General features: G+C 61.3%; 19 protein-coding genes and 1 tRNA gene. 10 read left to right on the top strand and 10 right to left on the bottom strand.

The genetic code is table 11. The annotated features are described in order from the left end of the window. Positions 1-222: 222 nt before the first annotated feature. The gene (mdtI, locus tag K5H97_RS01780) at positions 223-540 is read right to left on the bottom strand and encodes a multidrug/spermidine efflux SMR transporter subunit MdtI (RefSeq protein ID WP_028688476.1); all 318 of its coding nucleotides are present in this window, start codon (positions 538-540) and stop codon (positions 223-225) included. Then, positions 534-893 (bottom strand): multidrug/spermidine efflux SMR transporter subunit MdtJ, encoded by a 360-nt coding sequence (locus K5H97_RS01775; protein WP_028688477.1) that lies wholly within the window; start codon positions 891-893, stop codon positions 534-536. The genes mdtI and K5H97_RS01775 overlap by 7 nt, the downstream gene beginning before the upstream one ends. A gap of 527 nt (positions 894-1,420) precedes the next feature. Here K5H97_RS01775 and K5H97_RS01770 point away from each other — a divergent pair. From K5H97_RS01770 to K5H97_RS01745, 6 genes are all read left to right on the top strand, one after another. Further along, complete coding sequence (locus tag K5H97_RS01770; RefSeq protein ID WP_028688478.1) at positions 1,421-1,999, top strand: hypothetical protein; 579 nt, start codon at positions 1,421-1,423, stop codon at positions 1,997-1,999. A gap of 9 nt (positions 2,000-2,008) precedes the next feature. Further along, a complete protein-coding gene (locus tag K5H97_RS01765; RefSeq protein WP_023629980.1) occupies positions 2,009-2,215 on the top strand; it encodes a helix-turn-helix domain-containing protein in 207 nt (68 codons plus the stop codon). 18 nt (positions 2,216-2,233) lie between these two features. Continuing rightward, on the top strand, positions 2,234-2,620 hold the full coding sequence (locus K5H97_RS01760; protein WP_028688479.1) for a hypothetical protein: 387 nt from the start codon (positions 2,234-2,236) through the stop codon (positions 2,618-2,620). A gap of 22 nt (positions 2,621-2,642) precedes the next feature. Continuing rightward, positions 2,643-2,894, top strand: a complete 252-nt coding sequence (locus K5H97_RS01755) for a hypothetical protein (RefSeq protein ID WP_028688480.1) — start codon at positions 2,643-2,645, stop codon at positions 2,892-2,894. A 98-nt stretch (positions 2,895-2,992) separates the two neighbouring features. Next, positions 2,993-3,068 (top strand) — tRNA-Thr (locus K5H97_RS01750). A 104-nt stretch (positions 3,069-3,172) separates the two neighbouring features. Continuing rightward, a protein-coding gene (locus K5H97_RS01745; RefSeq protein ID WP_155952650.1) for an IS3 family transposase occupies positions 3,173-4,392 on the top strand; the annotation gives its coding sequence in 2 pieces (ribosomal slippage) (positions 3,173-3,521 and positions 3,521-4,392; 1,221 coding nt in all). A gap of 185 nt (positions 4,393-4,577) precedes the next feature. On the opposite strand, the gene K5H97_RS01740 is transcribed toward K5H97_RS01745, so the two are convergent. Together K5H97_RS01740 and K5H97_RS01735 are read right to left on the bottom strand one after the other, a co-directional pair. Continuing rightward, positions 4,578-6,449 carry an acyltransferase family protein gene (locus K5H97_RS01740; RefSeq protein ID WP_051555598.1) on the bottom strand — a complete coding sequence of 624 codons (1,872 nt, stop codon included), beginning with the start codon at positions 6,447-6,449 and terminating at the stop codon, positions 4,578-4,580. Further along, positions 6,421-6,621: a hypothetical protein gene (locus tag K5H97_RS01735; protein ID WP_155952651.1), complete on the bottom strand. Its 201-nt coding sequence runs from the start codon at positions 6,619-6,621 to the stop codon at positions 6,421-6,423. The genes K5H97_RS01740 and K5H97_RS01735 overlap by 29 nt, the downstream gene beginning before the upstream one ends. Positions 6,622-6,671: 50 nt before the next feature. Here K5H97_RS01735 and nirK point away from each other — a divergent pair, with 50 nt between their 5' ends. Together nirK and K5H97_RS01725 are read left to right on the top strand one after the other, a co-directional pair. Continuing rightward, positions 6,672-7,817 carry a copper-containing nitrite reductase gene (gene nirK / locus K5H97_RS01730; RefSeq protein WP_028688483.1) on the top strand — a complete coding sequence of 382 codons (1,146 nt, stop codon included), beginning with the start codon at positions 6,672-6,674 and terminating at the stop codon, positions 7,815-7,817. Between the two features lie 77 nt (positions 7,818-7,894). Continuing rightward, positions 7,895-8,107 (top strand): DUF3079 domain-containing protein, encoded by a 213-nt coding sequence (locus tag K5H97_RS01725; protein WP_028688484.1) that lies wholly within the window; start codon positions 7,895-7,897, stop codon positions 8,105-8,107. Positions 8,108-8,197: 90 nt separating this feature from the next. Here the strand turns inward: K5H97_RS01725 and K5H97_RS01720 are convergent, their stop codons facing one another. The 6 genes from K5H97_RS01720 to serA form a co-directional block, all read right to left on the bottom strand. Continuing rightward, on the bottom strand, positions 8,198-8,605 hold the full coding sequence (locus K5H97_RS01720) for a type II toxin-antitoxin system HicB family antitoxin (protein ID WP_028688485.1): 408 nt from the start codon (positions 8,603-8,605) through the stop codon (positions 8,198-8,200). Between the two features lie 118 nt (positions 8,606-8,723). Continuing rightward, on the bottom strand, positions 8,724-9,269 hold the full coding sequence (locus K5H97_RS01715; protein ID WP_028688486.1) for a phosphonate degradation HD-domain oxygenase: 546 nt from the start codon (positions 9,267-9,269) through the stop codon (positions 8,724-8,726). 91 nt (positions 9,270-9,360) lie between these two features. After that, on the bottom strand, positions 9,361-10,383 hold the full coding sequence (locus K5H97_RS01710) for a putative 2-aminoethylphosphonate ABC transporter substrate-binding protein (RefSeq protein WP_028688487.1): 1,023 nt from the start codon (positions 10,381-10,383) through the stop codon (positions 9,361-9,363). Positions 10,384-10,413: 30 nt separating this feature from the next. Continuing rightward, positions 10,414-12,138, bottom strand: a complete 1,725-nt coding sequence (locus K5H97_RS01705) for a putative 2-aminoethylphosphonate ABC transporter permease subunit (RefSeq protein WP_028688488.1) — start codon at positions 12,136-12,138, stop codon at positions 10,414-10,416. 1 nt (position 12,139) lies between these two features. Then, positions 12,140-13,198 (bottom strand): putative 2-aminoethylphosphonate ABC transporter ATP-binding protein, encoded by a 1,059-nt coding sequence (locus K5H97_RS01700; RefSeq protein ID WP_028688489.1) that lies wholly within the window; start codon positions 13,196-13,198, stop codon positions 12,140-12,142. A 185-nt stretch (positions 13,199-13,383) separates the two neighbouring features. Then, complete coding sequence (gene serA, locus K5H97_RS01695; protein ID WP_028688490.1) at positions 13,384-14,613, bottom strand: phosphoglycerate dehydrogenase; 1,230 nt, start codon at positions 14,611-14,613, stop codon at positions 13,384-13,386. A 172-nt stretch (positions 14,614-14,785) separates the two neighbouring features. Between serA and K5H97_RS01690 the strand changes: the two genes are divergently transcribed. Both K5H97_RS01690 and K5H97_RS01685 read left to right on the top strand, forming a co-directional pair. Continuing rightward, positions 14,786-16,183, top strand: a complete 1,398-nt coding sequence (locus tag K5H97_RS01690; protein WP_028688491.1) for an FAD-binding oxidoreductase — start codon at positions 14,786-14,788, stop codon at positions 16,181-16,183. A gap of 25 nt (positions 16,184-16,208) precedes the next feature. Further along, the gene (locus tag K5H97_RS01685; protein ID WP_028688492.1) at positions 16,209-16,874 is read left to right on the top strand and encodes a fumarylacetoacetate hydrolase family protein; all 666 of its coding nucleotides are present in this window, start codon (positions 16,209-16,211) and stop codon (positions 16,872-16,874) included. Positions 16,875-16,960: the final 86 nt, after the last annotated feature.

The raw sequence follows: 16,960 nt of genomic DNA, 5'->3' as shown, positions 1-16,960 counted from the left end.
CCTGTGGATAACTCTGTGAACAAGCTTGTGATGAAAGTCACCAAATGTTGGATCCAGAGGCTATTTGCGCGGGTTTGCTTATTCCACTGCAGCCGGCAAAGTCAGTAAAAACAGGCCTTTGCGCAAAGACCGATGGTAGCGCCGGTCGGCATGCCTTTCGCTCAAGCAATCAATGCCCATTGTGCATAAACCATTCGGCCGAGCGCTCTGGCAGGGGTGTTGTCAAGCCAGTTTGAGCAAGCTCATGCCTACCAGCAGCAGCACCAGGCCGAGCCAGCCGCGCCCGGCCAGGCGCTGGCCGAACAGGGCCCAGCCCATGGCCACGGTGGCAAGAATGCCGAAGCCACCCCAGATGGCGTAGGCCAGCGACAGGTCGATGTCCTTGACCGCCTGGGCCAGCGCGGTGAACGCCGCCAGCACACACAGGATCGAGGCCACGCCCAGGCCCTTGCGGCTAAAACCCTCGGAATACTTGAGCAGCAGGTTGGCCAGGACTTCCAGCACGATGGCCAGGCCCAGCCAGGCAAATGGCATCAGCATGGCACCGCCTCCCCTTCACGCTCGACGGCCTTGGCCCGAGTGCCGGCCTTGACCAGCAGGATACCGGCGATCATCACCGCCAGGCCCAGGGCCTTGGTCCAGCCCAGGCTTTCGCCGAGCCAGAGCACGCTGATCAGGGTAATCAGCACGATACCGAACCCTTCCCACAGCGCGTAGGCGACACCCACCGGCACCCGCTTGACCGCCAGGGCCAGGAAGAAATACGACAGACAGATCATGACGTACATGACGGCATGCCCCAGCACGGGGAAATGGGTGGCGGCGAGTTTCATCGACGCCGTGCCGATCACCTCGAAGGTGATGGCGACGATCAGGTAGATCCAGGAACGCATGATGCCCTCCCATGGGCGACAGCAGCCGAGCGCACAGGTATCGGCGCCAGACAGAGATGGTTATGGCTGTAGAGGGAGGGTGGCGCTAGAGGTCGCCGGTCCAGTGACGTTCACGGGAAACCAGGCGGGAGGAGGAGAGGAGCTTGAAAGCTTTGCTGTTCAACATAATGAACACGAGATTAGCTGAACTGATCGATTAAGTCAAAACGATAGGGTTAGACTAAATGTTTATCGCGAAAATTGCGAGCCTCCAGATTTATCCCCCTTAAAGCCTGCTGAAAGCTTCGTAAATTATATTCCCCACAGTCGTTCCTATAGGGATGACCCTGCGACTGCTCTATAGCGTAGGCAAGCTTCCTCAGCGTGGGAGCGGGCTGGCCCCGCGAACACCGGCAAGGCCTGTACCATGCTCACCCCCTCCCCCTGCGACAAACCGTCGCCACAGTCAAAAGCACAAAATTAATTATTGTTTTACGATAATTATTCAAGAATAATCCGCCCCGTTCATCACTGTACGGAGGCACCCCATGAACAGTAGATCCGTGGCCTATGCGCGTTCGCGCCTACGCACCATCGGCACATTTGCCGCCTACCTGGCCTGGACGACCGCGATCGTCGAGTTGGCGGCCATCCCGTTGCTCTGCATCTTCGACTTCCCTGAAATGCTCAACGGCTACCTGCAGGCCTATGGCGACCAGATGCCCCTGCTGCTGGAACCCGGCTACATGCCATCTCCCCTGGCCATCGGCCTGGTACTGGCCGTGGACATGATCCCGACAATGATTTCCGTCATTGCCCTAAGCCTGACCGGCCTGTTCTTCCATCGGCTGTCCCGTGGCCAGACCTGGTCCTCGGACAACATCAAGCTGCTGTGGTGGGTCGGCCTGCTGTGCATCTTCACCCCGTTGCTGTGGCCGGTGACCTACACCTTGCAGGGCCTGGCCCTGGCCATCGACCTGCCGGCCGGCGAAAGGAGCTTCAGCTTCTCGATCGGTGTATCATCGCAGGCTGTCTACGAGATCACGAAAGGCATCCTGCTGTGTGCCTTCTCGCTGCTCATGCGTGACGCCAAGACCATCAGCGATGAACACAACTGTTATGTCTGACTGCTTCCTATGCCGATAATCATCCGCCTCGACGTCGTCATGGCCCGGAACAAGATGCGTTCCAAGGACCTGGCGGAAATCATCGGTATCACGGAAGCGAACCTGTCGCTGCTGAAGAACGGCAAGATCAAGGGTTTCAAGATCGAGACCCTCGAGAAGCTGTGTCGCGCCCTGAACTGCCAGCCCGGCGACCTGCTGGAGTTCAGCGACGAATGATCAAGGACTGCAACACCCATGGCACTTTTCCACAACAGTTTGGCCGCCCTCGTGCTGGCCTGCCTGGCCTTGGCCCTGGCCGGCTGCGGCCCGAGCTACACCTATAGATACTCGCCACCGCCCAGCGCGCATGGCATGAATTGCATCAACAGCTGTTCGACCGAGCGCAACCACTGCCAGCAGATGGCGCGCCTGCAGGAGAACAGCGAACGTGCCTTGCACCAGGCCGAGATGAGGGCCTACCAGTACTGCAAGAACGGCAAGAGCAAGAAGGAAGCGCGTCACAGTTGCTACTACCCGAGCTACCCCTCCTACACGGGGAGCAGCTACAGTTGCGGCAATGACTACGACTCCTGCTACATGGCCTGCGGCGGCACCATCCAGCGCATCCTGAACAAAGACTGATCCCGGAACGGACTCGAACATCGTGAAACACACCAAGCCCTTCGCCCTGCTGACCCTCGCCCTGGCCATGACCGGCTGCGCCAGCGGCACGCCATCGAGCAAGCCCGCCCCGTTGAACTGGAACATGCCCGGCATGCAACTGGGCGGCGACCGCGGCCTGCCCCTGCACAACGCCGACGGCAGCTGCCGCAAGCGCGGCTGCGACAACGGCAAGCTGTTCTTCAACCCGGGCCAGCCCGAGCCAAGCGTCAACTCGATTCACCGCGGCTGGTAGGAAAATTCTCCTTTCTGCGCGGTGACTTAGGGGAATGCGCGATGGATGCAACGAAGTGGTTTACAGCGGCAAATCCATCGCTATAATGACGCCCCTGTGCCGGTATAGCTCAGATGGTAGAGCAACTGACTTGTAATCAGTAGGTCCCGGGTTCGATTCCTGGTGCCGGCACCATACGTAGTACTCAAAAGGCTCACCGACAGGTGGGCCTTTTTTGTTTTCATTGTCCCGTCCTGAATAAGGTTTACACCTTCCATCCCGAATTTCCGGAGAGCTAGATGGAGCAAGGTGTAAAGCGCACACAGCGGGACTACTCGCTGTCTTTTCAATTGGCCGTCGTTGATCAGATCGAAAAAGGCGAGCTGACCTACAAGCAGGCCCAGGTGCGTTATGGCATCCAGGGTCGTTCGACGGTTCTGGTATGGTTGCGTAAGCATGGTCGCCAGGATTGGAGCCAAGGGGCGTCGATTCGGGCCGAGAGGAGCTGCGCGATGTCTGCCCCCAAAACGCTTACTCCAGAGCAGCGGATCAAAGAGCTTGAGCAGCAGCTTGAGCTGATGAGCCAGAAGGCTCAGTTCTTCGAGACCGTCGTTGATGTCCTGAAAAATGACTACGGTGTCTCGGTCGTAAAAAAGCGATCCGGCAAGTCCTCTCGCAAGGCCAAGTCGCAGGACTGAGCATTGCCAGGGCTTGTCAGTTTCTGGGTATCAGCCGACAGGCTTACTACAAACGTAATCGAGTTGCTGATAGCAAGGCGCGCCAAGCGGATCGTGTCGTTGAGTTTGTTCAGCAAGTCCGGATGCGCCAGCCCCGCTTGGGTGCGCGAAAGCTGCACTACCTGCTGCATTGCCAGCCTGACAGGCGGGTCCAAATCGGGCGAGACCGGCTGTTTGAGGTCTTGGGGGAGCATCGCTTGCTGGTGTTGCCCAAGCGGGCGTATCACAAGACAACTCAGAGCTTTCATCGCTTCTATCGTCATCCCAACCTACTCAAGCCAGCGCCGAATCAGATTGTCCCGTCAAAGCCAGAGCACGTTTGGGTGGCGGACATCACTTACCTGCCGCCCAGAAGCGGCCCGCTGTACCTAAGCCTGGTAACGGATGCTTACTCCAGAAAGATCGTTGGCCATCACGTGCATGAGAGCCTGCATGCCGAGTCGGTTGCGCAAGCCTTTAGACAGGCCCTGCGCAAACGGCGGCGTCGCCAGCCGTTAGTCCATCACTCGGACCGGGGTATTCAATACTGCTCGGCGCTGTACCAGTCACTGCATACACGGCACGGGGTCCAATGCTCGATGACTGATGGATATGACTGCTACCAGAACGCGCTGGCCGAACGGATCAACGGAATCCTCAAAACAGAGCTGCTGCTGAGCAATCCAGAAAATCTGGAGCAGGCGAGAAAGATGGTTGATGAGGCGGTGCAGATCTACAACGCGGAGCGGCCTCATATGGCCCTGAAAAACAAAACGCCCGATACGGTGCATCGGGCGTTTTGAGGCCTATCGGCCTACCTGAGTAGGTGTAAACCTATTTAAGGACTAGACACATGTACCAAGAGCCTCAAAGCCCCGCTAGGCGGGGCTTTTGTCATTCCTGGGACTGGAAAAGTGGACGCTTCCCTCGCCGGCCGCCTAGCGCACCACCAGTGCGATGTCTTGTACCACACCGGTGAGCGCTTGGTTTACTGCTGTGCTCGTGCGAGTTTCTGCTCCTGAACCACCTGCTGGAGATGGTTCAGTTCCTTGCCCAACAAATCCGCCGCAGCCACGCCATAGGCATTGGAACCAACCTCGTTCAAATGGTGGTCGTCCTGATAGATCAATTGACCGTTGGCGAAGGGCGGGCTGGCAAACAAGGCGAGCTTGGTCGACTCAAAGAAAACCTGGTTCGGGTGGTTGGACACCAGCGCTTGGATCTTCGCGTTGGCGGGAGCCCAGGTTTTCTCCAGAAGCGCGGCCCTTGAAGCGCCCAGTGCGTTGAAGCGATACATGCGCTGTACGTTCGATGTCAGCATTGGGACTTGTGCCAGCACGATCAGCGGCTGTTCGCGCAGCGCAGCGTTTCCGAGGAATTGCTCAAGCGCACTGATGAATTTCTCGCTTGAGACATGGTATTGCCACATCCCCGCAAGAATTACCGCATCGGCCGAGGTCAGGTATTTCTGGACTTGCTGGATCTGATTGGCGCACGGTTTTCTCGCCCACTCTGAAATCCGCTCTTCGTTGAATCCGGCTATCGGCACACAGCTGCTTGCGGTGATGACTCTGATTCGCGCATGAATCGACTTCCCTACCACATCGGCGAAGTTGTTCAATTGCGCGGCATGACTGTCACCCAACAAGAGAATCTCAGTTGAACCTTGCGGATCACCACGTAGGCATTCGCCCACAATCTGACCATGGCAAATGGTTTCAAGTTGTGCGTAGCGCGTGAGCTCAACGGGTAATGGCGCGACCATCATCGGATTCATCGCTTTAGCGCTCAGGGCGCACGCCACGACAACAATGAAACAGGAGGCCAATTTAACAGCACCCCGCCGGCCTGAAGCTCGACGTAACGGTTGTTCCACGAAGTAATAAGAAATCAGCGAAAGAACGACAATCAGCATGGCGGAGGCCATCAGTGCCAGCAAAGGTAACTCGTAGCGCTCATAGAAGTAGCGGAACCCTGCCAATACAGGCCAATGCCAAAGGTACAGCGAATAGGACAAGCCGCCGATGAAGACCATCGCTTTGCCTGACAACCAGCGGTTGACCACACTACCCCGTGCTCTGATCAGCAGCGCAGTGCCCACGCATGGCAACAACGCAAGCAACCCGGGGAAAGGCGAGGCCTCAGAGATGAAAACCAAGCCCAGCAATAGCAACGCAAGGCCAACACCAGCTCTTATGTTGGCATTATTGCGGGAATTGTCAGCCTCCCTCCAGGTAGCCAGCAGGCTACCGATCAAGAACTCCGGAAAACGCGCCAACAAAGAGAAGTATACACCTTGCCGTTCACCCTGCTGCAGGAGGAACGCCGAGTACCCGAACAACCCTAGTACGAGGAGAACAAGTACAGCTTTTATATAGCGCTTCGGTATCAGCAGAATCAATGCAGGCAAGAAAAGATAGAACTGCATTTCTATGGCGAGAGACCAGGTATGAAGCAGCGGCAACTCATGAGCCAACGGGGCAAAATAATCACTCTGGCGACTGAAGTAATTATTGCTGTTGAAATAGGCTGCCGACTTCAGCGAGTCATGGAAGGAGTCAAAATCTCTGGGCGTGAGCAACGCCGCCATGACCATCGCGGTCCCGGCCAACAAGAAAAAGTAAGCCGGGGCTATCCGTCGCACGCGCGAACTGTAGAACGACAGGAAACTGAACGTCCCTTTTTCCTTCTGCGCCAGTACGATGCCAGTTATAAGGTAGCCTGAAATAACAAAAAATATGTCTACCCCGATGAATCCCCCAGGCAACCAGTCATGGTTGACATGAAAGATAATGACCGCGAGCACAGCAAAGGCCCTGAGCCCTTGAATGTCATTTCTCTGTCTGTTGATTATGCTCATCACGCTCCCGATAACGACTCAAGCCCTTGAAATGCTCGCGCGGTTTTACAGGAAGCCAAGGAGAATCGCCACTTCTTCCGTCGGATACCACGGCTACGTGGAACTTCCCGCCCTGCGGCAGATCGTCCAGCACCTTCTCTTTTTGTTTTCGCTCAATAAACCTTACGTTCAAAAAGGCTATTCCTGTGCCAGACGGCTTTCGTCGACTTAAGGAGAAGTCCCATGAACGAGCAAGAAGGCGTGTCCCTCACCCGGCGTGGCATGCTGGCCGGTACCGTGTTACTGGGCGTCGGCGCCTCGGCGCTTGGCAGTGGCCTGGCAAAGGCCGCGACCGCCGTACCGGGCCAGGACCCGGCGGTTGACCTGGCGAAACTGGAACGTGTCAGCGTCGAGCTGGTGGCGCCGCCGCAAGTCCACGCTCATACCCAGCGTGCCGAGGGCAAGCCGCGGATCGTCGAGTTCCGCATGGTCATCGAAGAGAAAGAACTGGCCATCGACACCGCCGGCGCCTACATCCACGCCATGACGTTCAACGGCTCGGTTCCCGGCCCGCTGATGGTGGTGCATGAGGGCGACTACGTGGAACTCACCCTGGTCAACCCAGCCAGCAACAGCATGATGCACAACATCGATTTCCACGCCTCCACCGGCGCCCTCGGCGGCGGCGAGCTGACCCACGTGAAGCCCGGCGAGCAGGTCAAGCTGCGCTTCAAGGCCGACCGTGCCGGGGTGTTCGTATACCACTGCGCACCGGGCGGGGCGATGATTCCCTGGCATGTGGTGTGCGGCATGAACGGCGCGATCATGGTCCTGCCCCGCGATGGTCTGAAGGACCCCGAGGGCCGGCCATTGCGCTACGACAAAGTCTGGTACATCGGCGAACAGGACTACTACATCCCCCGCGACAAGGACGGCAAGTACAAGCGCTACGCCAACCCCATGGCCAGCTTCGGTGACATGAGCCAGCTGATGAAAGGGCTGGTGCCCAGCCATGTGGTGTTCAACGGCAGCGTCGGTGCCCTGACCGGCAAGCAGGCGCTCACCGCCAAGGTCGGCGAGACCGTGCTGATCGTTCACTCCCAGGCCAACCGCGATACCCGCCCGCACCTGATCGGCGGCCACGGCGACTATGTCTGGGCCTCGGGCAAGTTCGCCAACCCGCCGCAGCGCAACCTGGAAACCTGGTTCATTCCCGGCGGCGCGGCGGGCGCGGCGTTGTATACCTTCCGCCAGCCCGGGCTGTACACCTACCTCAACCACAACCTGATCGAAGCGGTGATGCTCGGCGCCGCCGCGCATGTGCAGGTCGAGGGCCACTGGAACGACGACCTGATGAAACAGGTGCAGGCGCCCGGGCCGATCAGCTAGCGGCATTGACCCCGATCAAGCCCCTTGGCCATGCGCGGCATAGCCTGAGCGCAGGCATTCACTTCATGGAGGGAAACATGGCCAAGCGATTTCCCAGCAACCCCAGCCATCCCGAACGGATCTGCTGGGGCTGCGACCTGTACTGCCCGGCCAAGGCACTGGCATGCGGCAACGGCGCGGACCGGACCATGCATCCGGTGGAGTTGTTCGGGGAGGATTGGAACCAACTGGACGATCACCTCGACAGGCCAATCGACCCCCACCCGGATCGCCAATCAAACGCAGGTTGATCCGGCCCTTAAAACTACAGATCTCGATCGGACTGAAACGATGGCGAATTGTGCGTCAGCGTGCGCCTACCGTTGGACGCGAGCGCCCGATCACTTGCAGTCCCCCTGCAAGATCCTGAGCGCCGCTTCGGCCAGGAAGCCTGAACGGCTCTTGTGCTCCGGGTGGTTCTGCACGTACGCGTCGATGCGGGTGAGCAAATACGCCGGCAGCGTGATGTTGAGCTTCTCGGCCTTGCCCAGGTAACGGGTGATGTCGATCAGCGCCCAGGTACAGCCGGCATAGGCCGGATTCGCCGCGTGCACGCTGACCAGGCTGGCCTTGGGAATCTCCTGCTGGTCCTGGGCCAGCAGTTCGATGTGGCCTTCGATGGCCTCGCGGGCCATGGCAATGACGTTGTCGAGGTCCTCGCCGGACGAGAAACAGCCTGGAATGTCAGGGACTTCCACACCCCAGGCATGTTTATCGTCACCGGGGAGAATCGCAATGGGGAACAACATGGTGATAGGTCTCCTCGTCGCGACGGGTGGGCTGCCAGGAGGGGAAGTATGGTAAGAGGCACAGCATGAGCATCTGGAGAAGTGATGCGGGATCTTGCGGAAAGGGAAAACGGATCGATCAAAGTACCGCCAGCGCCTTTCTCTTCAGCACCTCCAGGTCCATCACGGGCACACCGGTCAGCTTCGCCATCTCGTCCCACTCACGCAGGCGCAGACTCACCCGGAACAGAGGATCGGCCTCGAACGCGTCGGCTTCGCTGTTGTTCATCACCCCACCCTGGTAGGCCAGCGTGCGCCGGCTGGCCTCGCTCAGGCGAGCGTAGTAGCCGGGCTGGCGCAAGGTCAGGTAGCGCTTGGCCTCGACGTGATACTGCACCAGCCGCGCCAGTCGCTCGCTGAAACCGCAGCGGCGCAGGTACTCGGCGCCGATGCGCTCATGGCTGACGATGCCATAGCCGCCCATGTCCTCGCCCTCGCACAGGTGGCCGATGTCGTGAAAGAAGGCAGCGAGGATCACTTCGTCGTCGTAGCCCTCCTCCATCGCCAACTGGGCGGCCTGGGACATGTGCTCGACCTGGGTGATGGCTTCGCCGATGTAGTCGGCGCTGCCATGACGGTCATAGAGGGCAAAGATGTCGCTGACAATCTGGGAGGATGTTGCCATCACGCGGGCTCCTGTTCTGACGGATGTGACGCCGTAGCGGGGCAAGCCCGCTCCCACGATCTTGCAGGAACAGGCTCGCTGCGCGAAGGCTTTACTGCTGGGCGACCTTCTCGGACTTGCCGTCGTAGCGCTTGCGCCACTCACTGAGGATCTGGTCGCGGTTCTTCGAGGCCCAGGCGAAGTCGTTCTTGATCAGGCGCTGCTCGTAATCGGCCGGCAACTCGGTCTGCGGCTTGGCGATGCCCGGCGCGGCGAGCACGGCGAAGTTCTCCTTGTACAGCTCCATGGCCGCGGGGCTCGCGGAGAAGTCGGCCAGGCGCCTGGCGGCATCGGCCTTCGGCGAGCCCTTGATCACCGCGGTGGCTTCGATCTCCCAGCCCAGGCCTTCCTTGGGCAGCACGATATCCAGCGGCGCGCCCTGGCGCTTGAGCTGCACGGCCGGGTACTCGAAGGAGATGCCGATCGGGAATTCACCGGCGGCCGCCAGCTTGCACGGCTTGGAGCCGGAATGAACGTACTGGCCGATGTTCTGGTGCAGCGCATCCATGTAGGCCCAGCCCTGCGGTTCGCCGAAGGTCTGCAGCCAGGCGCTCACATCCAGGAAGCCGGTGCCGGACGAGGCCGGGTTGGGCATGACGATCTTGCCCTTGTATTCAGGCTTGGTCAGGTCCTGCCAGCTCACCGGCTTGCTCAGGCCCTGCTTCTCGGCCTCGACGGTGTTGAAGCAGAGGGTCGCGGCCCACACGTCCATGCCCACCCAGGCCGGCGGGTTGGCGGCGTCGCGATAGTTGGCCGAGATCTTGCCCAGGTCTTTCGGCGCATAGGCCTCGAGCATGCCGTTCTGATCGAGGATGGCCAGGCTGGAAGCAGCCAGGCCCCACACCACGTCGGCCTGCGGACGGTCCTTCTCGGCCAGCAGCTTGGCGGTGATGATGCCGGTGGAGTCGCGCACCCACTTGATCTCGATGTCGGGGTTGGCCTTTTCGAAAGCCTGCTTGTAGCGCTTGAGCTGCTCGGCCTCGAGGGCGGTGTAGACGGTCAGCTGGGTCGCGGCCGAGGCCTGCAGGCTGAAGACAGCGGATACGGCAGCGGCAAGTGCGAGGGGCTTGAACATGATGCGGTTCCTATCAGTGTGGGCAGTCGGTCAATGGCCTGGGGCGCGCTGGCGCCAGGCCTGGGAGCGGCGCAGCAGGCCGCGTGAGGCACCGGCCAGCAGCAAGGATGCGGCAGCGCTGGTGAGCAGGATCAGGGTCGACATGGCGGCGGCACCGCCGACGTTGCCGGCGTCGTCCATGTTCAGCACGGCAACGGCGGCGAGGATGGTGTCGGGGCTGTACAGGAAGATCGCCGCCGACACGGTGGTCATCGCCGAGACGAACAGGTAGCGAATGATGTCCAGCAGCGCCGGCAGGCAAATCGGCACGGTGACCCGCATGAAATGCCTGTACAGCGGCGCCTTGAGCGACAGCGCGGCGGCCTCGAACTCGCCATCGAGCTGGCGCAGTGCGGTGGTGGCGGTCATCTGCGCGGTGGTCAGGTAGTGAGCGATGGTGCACACCACCAGCAGCGCCATGCTGCCGTAGAACACATGCAGCGGGTTGCCGTTGAGGTTGAAGAAGAACACGTAGCCCAGGCCCAGCACCAGGCCGGGCACCGCCATGGGAATAAAGCTCAGCAGGCGCAGCAGTTGGTTGAGCAGGCGCTGCCCCTGGGTCTTCTCCATCAAGTAGGCGCCGGTGAAGATCACCACGCTGCCGATCAGCGCGGTGCCGATGGCCATGGTCACGCTGTTGCGATAGGCCAGCCAACCACCACCGGCGGTGTCCTCGAACATGTAGTGCTTGAGCGACAGCGACAGGTTGTACGGCCAGAACGTGACCAGCGACGAGTACACCGCCATGCCGATCACCGCCAGCAGTGCCGCGCACACCAGCAGCACGATGGCCAGGAAGCAGCCATCGCGCAGCCGCGATGGCTTGGGCTCGAACACCTGGGCACGGCCGCTCATGGCGTCGCCCTGGCGGCGACGCAACCAGGCATCGACGGCGAAACTGAGCAGCGCCGGCACCAGCAGCACCATGCCGATCAGCGCGCCACGACCGAACTGCTGCTGGCCGACCACAGCCTTGTAGGCTTCCAGGGCCAGCACCTGGTAATCCCCACCTACCACGACAGGCACGCCGAAATCGGTGATGGTCAGGGTGAACACCAGGCAGAACGCGGCGAACACCGCCTGGCGCGTGGCCGGCCAGGTGATGCTGAAGAATGCCCGCGCCGGCCCAGCCCCCATGCTCGAGGCGGCGTCGAACAGTCGCGCGTCGGCCAGCGACAGCGCCGAAAGCAGGATCATCAGGGCGTGAGGGAAGGTGTAGATGGTCTCGCCGAGGACGATGCCCCAGAAGCCGTAGATGTTGTCGCTGAGCAGCCCGCGCAGCAGGCCCTGGTTGCCGAACAGGTACACCAGGGCGATGGCCGGCAGCATCGACGGCGCCAGCAACGGCAGCAGCGAGATGCCTCGCCAAAGGCCCTTGGCCGGAATCAGCGTGCGTTGCAGGGCATAGGCAAACAGGTAGGCCAGCGGCACGACAATGGCAGCGACGGTGAAGGCCACCGCCAGGCTGTTGCCGAGCAGCCAGTGGAAGTTCTCGCTGGCGAACAGCTCACGGGCCGCCGGCAGGCCGCCGCCCTGCCCGGCTTCAGCGCTGAAACCGCGCCAGAAGATCGCCAGCAACGGCATCAGCACCGCCAGCACCAGCAAGATCAGCAGCAGGCTCTTGCCACCGACCACGAACAGACGGTCCCCCAGAGCGACACCACTGCGAGGTGCGGCCTTGGTGGAGGTGAGCGGCAGGGTCATCGGCGCGGCCATCTCAGGCGAACACCTGCAGGCTCTGCGGCGGCAGGGCCACCCAGATGTCCTGCGAGCCCAGGCGCGGCATCGCCTCCGGCGCCAGCTCCGCAAGCAATGCGTGGCCCGGCAGGGCCTTGAACTCGAAGCTCATGCGGCAGCGGTTGCCGAGGAAAGTGATCTCGCGGACCTGGGCCGGGAACAGGTTTTCCTCGTGTACCACCGGGTTGACGGTGATCGCCTCGGGCCGGCAGAACAGCCGCCCACTGCTGGCGCCAGCGGCGTTGGCCGCCAGGCGCATGTGCAGGCCGCCGACCTGGGCATGGCTGTCGCCGCTGCGCTGGAACGGCAGCCAGTTGCCTTGGCCGACGAATTCGGCGACGAACGGCGTGGCCGGCTGGTCATAGATCTCCTGGGGCGTGGCGTACTGCTCGACCTGGCCGTTGTTCATCACGGCGATGCGGTCGGCCATCAGCATGGCCTCGTCCTGGTTGTGGGTGACCATCAGCGTGGTGATGCCAAGTTGACGCTGCAGCTGGCGCAGTTCGGTGCACAGGTGCTCGCGCACACGGGCGTCCAGCGCCGACATCGGCTCGTCGAGCAGCAGCAGCGACGGCGAGGGCGCCAGCGCTCGGGCCAGGGCCACGCGCTGCTGCTGGCCGCCGGACAGCTGGCCGGGGTATTTCTTCTCGCTGCCGGCAAGGCCGACCAGCTCGAGCATTTCACCGACCCGCTGGCGCGAGGCCTCACGGCCGCTGCCGGCCAAGCCGTAGGCGATGTTGGCCTCGACGGTGAGGTTGGGGAACAGGGCGTAGGACTGGAACAGGATGCCGTAGTCACGGGCCTGGGGTGGCAGCTCGGAGATGTCGCGCTCGCCAATGTATAGCGTCCCGCGGTCCTGGCGTTCGAGCCCGGCGATGCAGCGCAGCAAGGTGGTCTTGCCACAGCCCGATGGGCCGAGCAGGCACACCAGCTCGCCGGCGGCGATGTCGAGGGAGACGTCGTTGAGTGCGGTGAAGGCGCCGAAGCGCTTGTGGATACCGCGCACTTTCATCTGTGCGCCTGGCGTGGCGTCGTTCATGGCAAGGCCTCATCGAAGAGATGGGGCCATGCTAGGAAGGCTGTGAGACGGTTGTGTGGCGAGGGGGTAAAAACGAGTGATAGTGGTATTGGTGGATTTTTGTAGTGGCCCTTCTGGGTTTTAGCCGTTAGCCAAACAAAAAAGGGAGGCCACCAGGGCCTCCCGCTTTCATGACGCAGTGAAACTCAGAACAGTACGCGCGAGCGGATGGTGCCCTTCACGTGCTGCAGTTTCTCCTGGGCCAAGTCCGAGTACTCGGCGTCGACGTCGATGACCACGTAACCCACTTTCTCGTTGGTCTGCAGGAACTGACCGGAGATGTTGATACCGTTCTCGGCGAACACCTTGTTGATCTCGCTGAGCACGCCCGGGATGTTTTCGTGGATGTGCAGCAGGCGGTGCTTGCCTGGGTGGGCCGGCAGGGCCACTTCCGGGAAGTTGACCGACGATACGGACGTACCGTTGTCGCTGTACTTGACCAGTTTTTCGGCCACTTCCAGGCCAATGTTGGCCTGGGCCTCGGCGGTGGAACCACCGATGTGCGGGGTCAGGATCACGTTGTCCAGGCCGCGCAGCGGGCTTTCGAACTCTTCGTCGTTGGAGCGCGGCTCGACCGGGAACACGTCGATGGCGGCGCCGATCAGGTGCTTGTCCTTGATCGCGGCGGCCAGGTGGTCCAGCTCGACCACGGTACCTCGGGCGGCGTTGATCAGGATCGAGCCCTTCTTCATCGCGCGGATTTCCTTCTCGCCGATCATCCACTGGGTGGACGGCAGCTCAGGCACGTGCAGCGAGACGATGTCGGCCAGGCCCAGCAGCTCGTGCAGGCTGGTGACCTGTACCGCGTTGCCCAGCGGCAGCTTGGTCAGCGGGTCGAAGAAGTACACCTGCATGCCCAGGCTCTCGGCCAGGACCGACAGCTGGGTGCCGATCGAGCCGTAGCCGACGATGCCCAGCTTCTTGCCACGGATCTCGAAGGAGTTGGCCGCGCTCTTGATCCAGCCGCCACGGTGGCAGGAAGCGTTCTTCTCGGGGATGCCGCGCAGCAGCAGGATAGCTTCGGCCAGCACCAGCTCGGCCACCGAACGGGTGTTCGAGTAAGGGGCGTTGAACACGGCGATACCGCGCTCGCGAGCCGCTTCCAGGTCGACCTGGTTGGTGCCGATGCAGAAGCAACCGACCGCCACCAGTTTCTTCGCGCAGTCGAAGATCTCTTCGGTCAGTTGGGTGCGCGAGCGGATGCCGATGAAATGGGCATCGGCGATCTTTTCCTTCAGCTCGGCTTCCGGCAGCGAACCAGTGAGGTATTCGATGTTGGTGTAGCCGGCGGCCTTGAGGGTATCGACCGCGTTCTGGTGCACACCTTCAAGAAGAAGGAACCGGATCTTGCTCTTGTCGAGAGAAGTCTTGCTCATCTGCGTAAACCTGTATCCCGGAGAAAAATGGCGAAGAGGGGGTGAAGCGGCGCGGCGTCGGCCTTAGCACGAACAGCGGGAGGGCTATGCTAGCATACGCGACACAATCTGAGCTTATGCCGACAGGTGAAGCGTGCTCAGGGTGACTATGAATAAGTCGAGAGTTCCAGCGATGACCCAGTCTGCGGTAATTGATGAGCTGATGACCCTGGTCGACCCTGGCAAGGTCCTCACCGACCCGGCCTCGCTCGAGGCCTACGGCAAGGACTGGACCAAGCACTACCCGCCGGCTCCCACCGCCATCGTCTTCCCCAAGTCTGTCGAGCAGGTACAGGCCATCGTGCGCTGGGCCAACCGGCACAAGGTCGCCCTGGTGCCATCGGGCGGGCGTACCGGCCTGTCGGGCGCCGCCGTGGCCGCCCATGGCGAGGTGGTGGTGGCCTTCGATTACATGAACCAGATCCTGGCCTTCAATGAATTCGACCGCACCGTAGCCTGCCAGCCAGGGGTCGTCACCCGCCAGTTGCAACAGTTTGCCGAGGACCAAGGCCTCTATTACCCAGTGGACTTCGCCTCGAGCGGTTCCAGCCAGATCGGCGGCAACATCGGTACCAACGCTGGCGGGATCAAGGTGATTCGCTACGGCATGACCCGCAACTGGGTGGCCGGGTTGAAAGTGGTCACCGGCAAGGGCGAGCTGCTCGAGCTGAACAAGGACCTGATCAAGAACGCCACCGGCTACGACTTGCGCCAGCTGTTCATCGGCGCCGAAGGCACCCTGGGCTTCGTGGTCGAGGCCACCATGCGCCTGGACCGCGCGCCGCGCAACCTCACCGCCATGGTGCTGGGCACGCCCGATTTCGACGCGATCATGCCGGTGCTGCACGCCTTCCAGGGCAAGCTCGACCTGACGGCCTTCGAGTTCTTTTCCGACAAGGGTCTGGCCAAGATCCTCGCCCGGGGTGATGTGCCCGCGCCGTTCGAAACCGACTGCCCGTTCTACGCCCTGTTGGAGTTCGAAGCCAGCACCGAGGAAGTGGCCAACGAGGCCCTGGCCACCTTTGAGCACTGCGTGGAGCAGGGCTGGGTGCTCGATGGGGTGATGAGCCAGAGCGAGACCCAGCTGAAGAACCTGTGGAAGCTGCGCGAGTACCTGTCCGAGACCATCTCGCACTGGACGCCGTACAAGAACGACATCTCGGTCACCGTGTCCAAGGTGCCGGCTTTCCTGCGCGATATCGACGCCATCGTCGGCAAGCACTACCCGGACTACGAAGTGGTCTGGTACGGCCACATCGGCGACGGCAACCTGCACCTGAACATCCTCAAGCCCGACCACATGAGCAAGGACGACTTCTTCGCTTCCTGTGCCAAGGTCAACAAATGGGTGTTCGAGATCGTCGAACGCCACAACGGCTCGATCTCCGCCGAGCATGGCGTGGGCATGACCAAGCGTGACTACCTGGGCTACAGCCGCTCGCCGGAAGAAATTGCCTGCATGAAGGCGATCAAGGCCGTGTTCGACCCGAACGGCATCATGAATCCGGGTAAGATCTTCGCTCCCGAATAAAAAGCAGTATTCACAGGAGTCGGCCATGAGTTACCAGCACCAGTACGTAGACGGCACGCGCATCCACTTCCCGCTGGGCAAGGTGGTGTGCATCGGCCGCAACTACGCCGAGCATGCCAAGGAACTGGACAACCCCATCCCCAGCGAGCCGCTGCTGTTCATAAAACCCGGCAGCTGCGTGGTGCCCCTGGAAGGCGGCTTCAAGATCCCGACCGAGCGCGGTTCGGTGCACTACGAAGCGGAGATCGCCGTGCTGCTGGGCAAGCCTCTGTCCACCCATCCCTCCGAGGAAGAGGTGCTCGACGCCATCTCCGGCTTTGCCCCGGCGCTGGACCTCACTCTGCGCGATGTGCAGGCGAAGCTGAAGGAAAAGGGCCTGCCCTGGGAACTGGCCAAGTGTTTCGATGGCGCCTGCGTGCTGCCGCCGTTCGTGTCGGCCGGTACCTTCGAGGACCTGACCGATATCGGCATTCGTCTGACCATTAACGGCAAGGTACGCCAGGACGGCAACAGCGCGCTGATGCTCAACCCGATCGTGCCGATGATCCAGCATATGGCGGCGCATTTCTCCCTGCAGGCCGGCGATGTCATCCTCACCGGCACCCCGGCGGGCGTGGGGCCGTTCAATGTGGGCGATGAGCTGGTGCTGGAACTTCCGGGCGCGAGCCGGTTCGAAGGCCGGGTGCTCTGACCAAGATCGACGACGGCGCAATGCCGTCGTCGCCGCCCTTGCCGGTAGGATTTGTCGTTTTTTTCACAATTGATCCGGATAATTCG

The organism is Pseudomonas mosselii (assembly GCF_019823065.1).
Taxonomy (GTDB): domain Bacteria; phylum Pseudomonadota; class Gammaproteobacteria; order Pseudomonadales; family Pseudomonadaceae; genus Aquipseudomonas; species Aquipseudomonas mosselii.
Note: the sequence above shows the minus strand (reverse complement) of the source record. Positions and strands in the feature narration are given on the sequence as shown.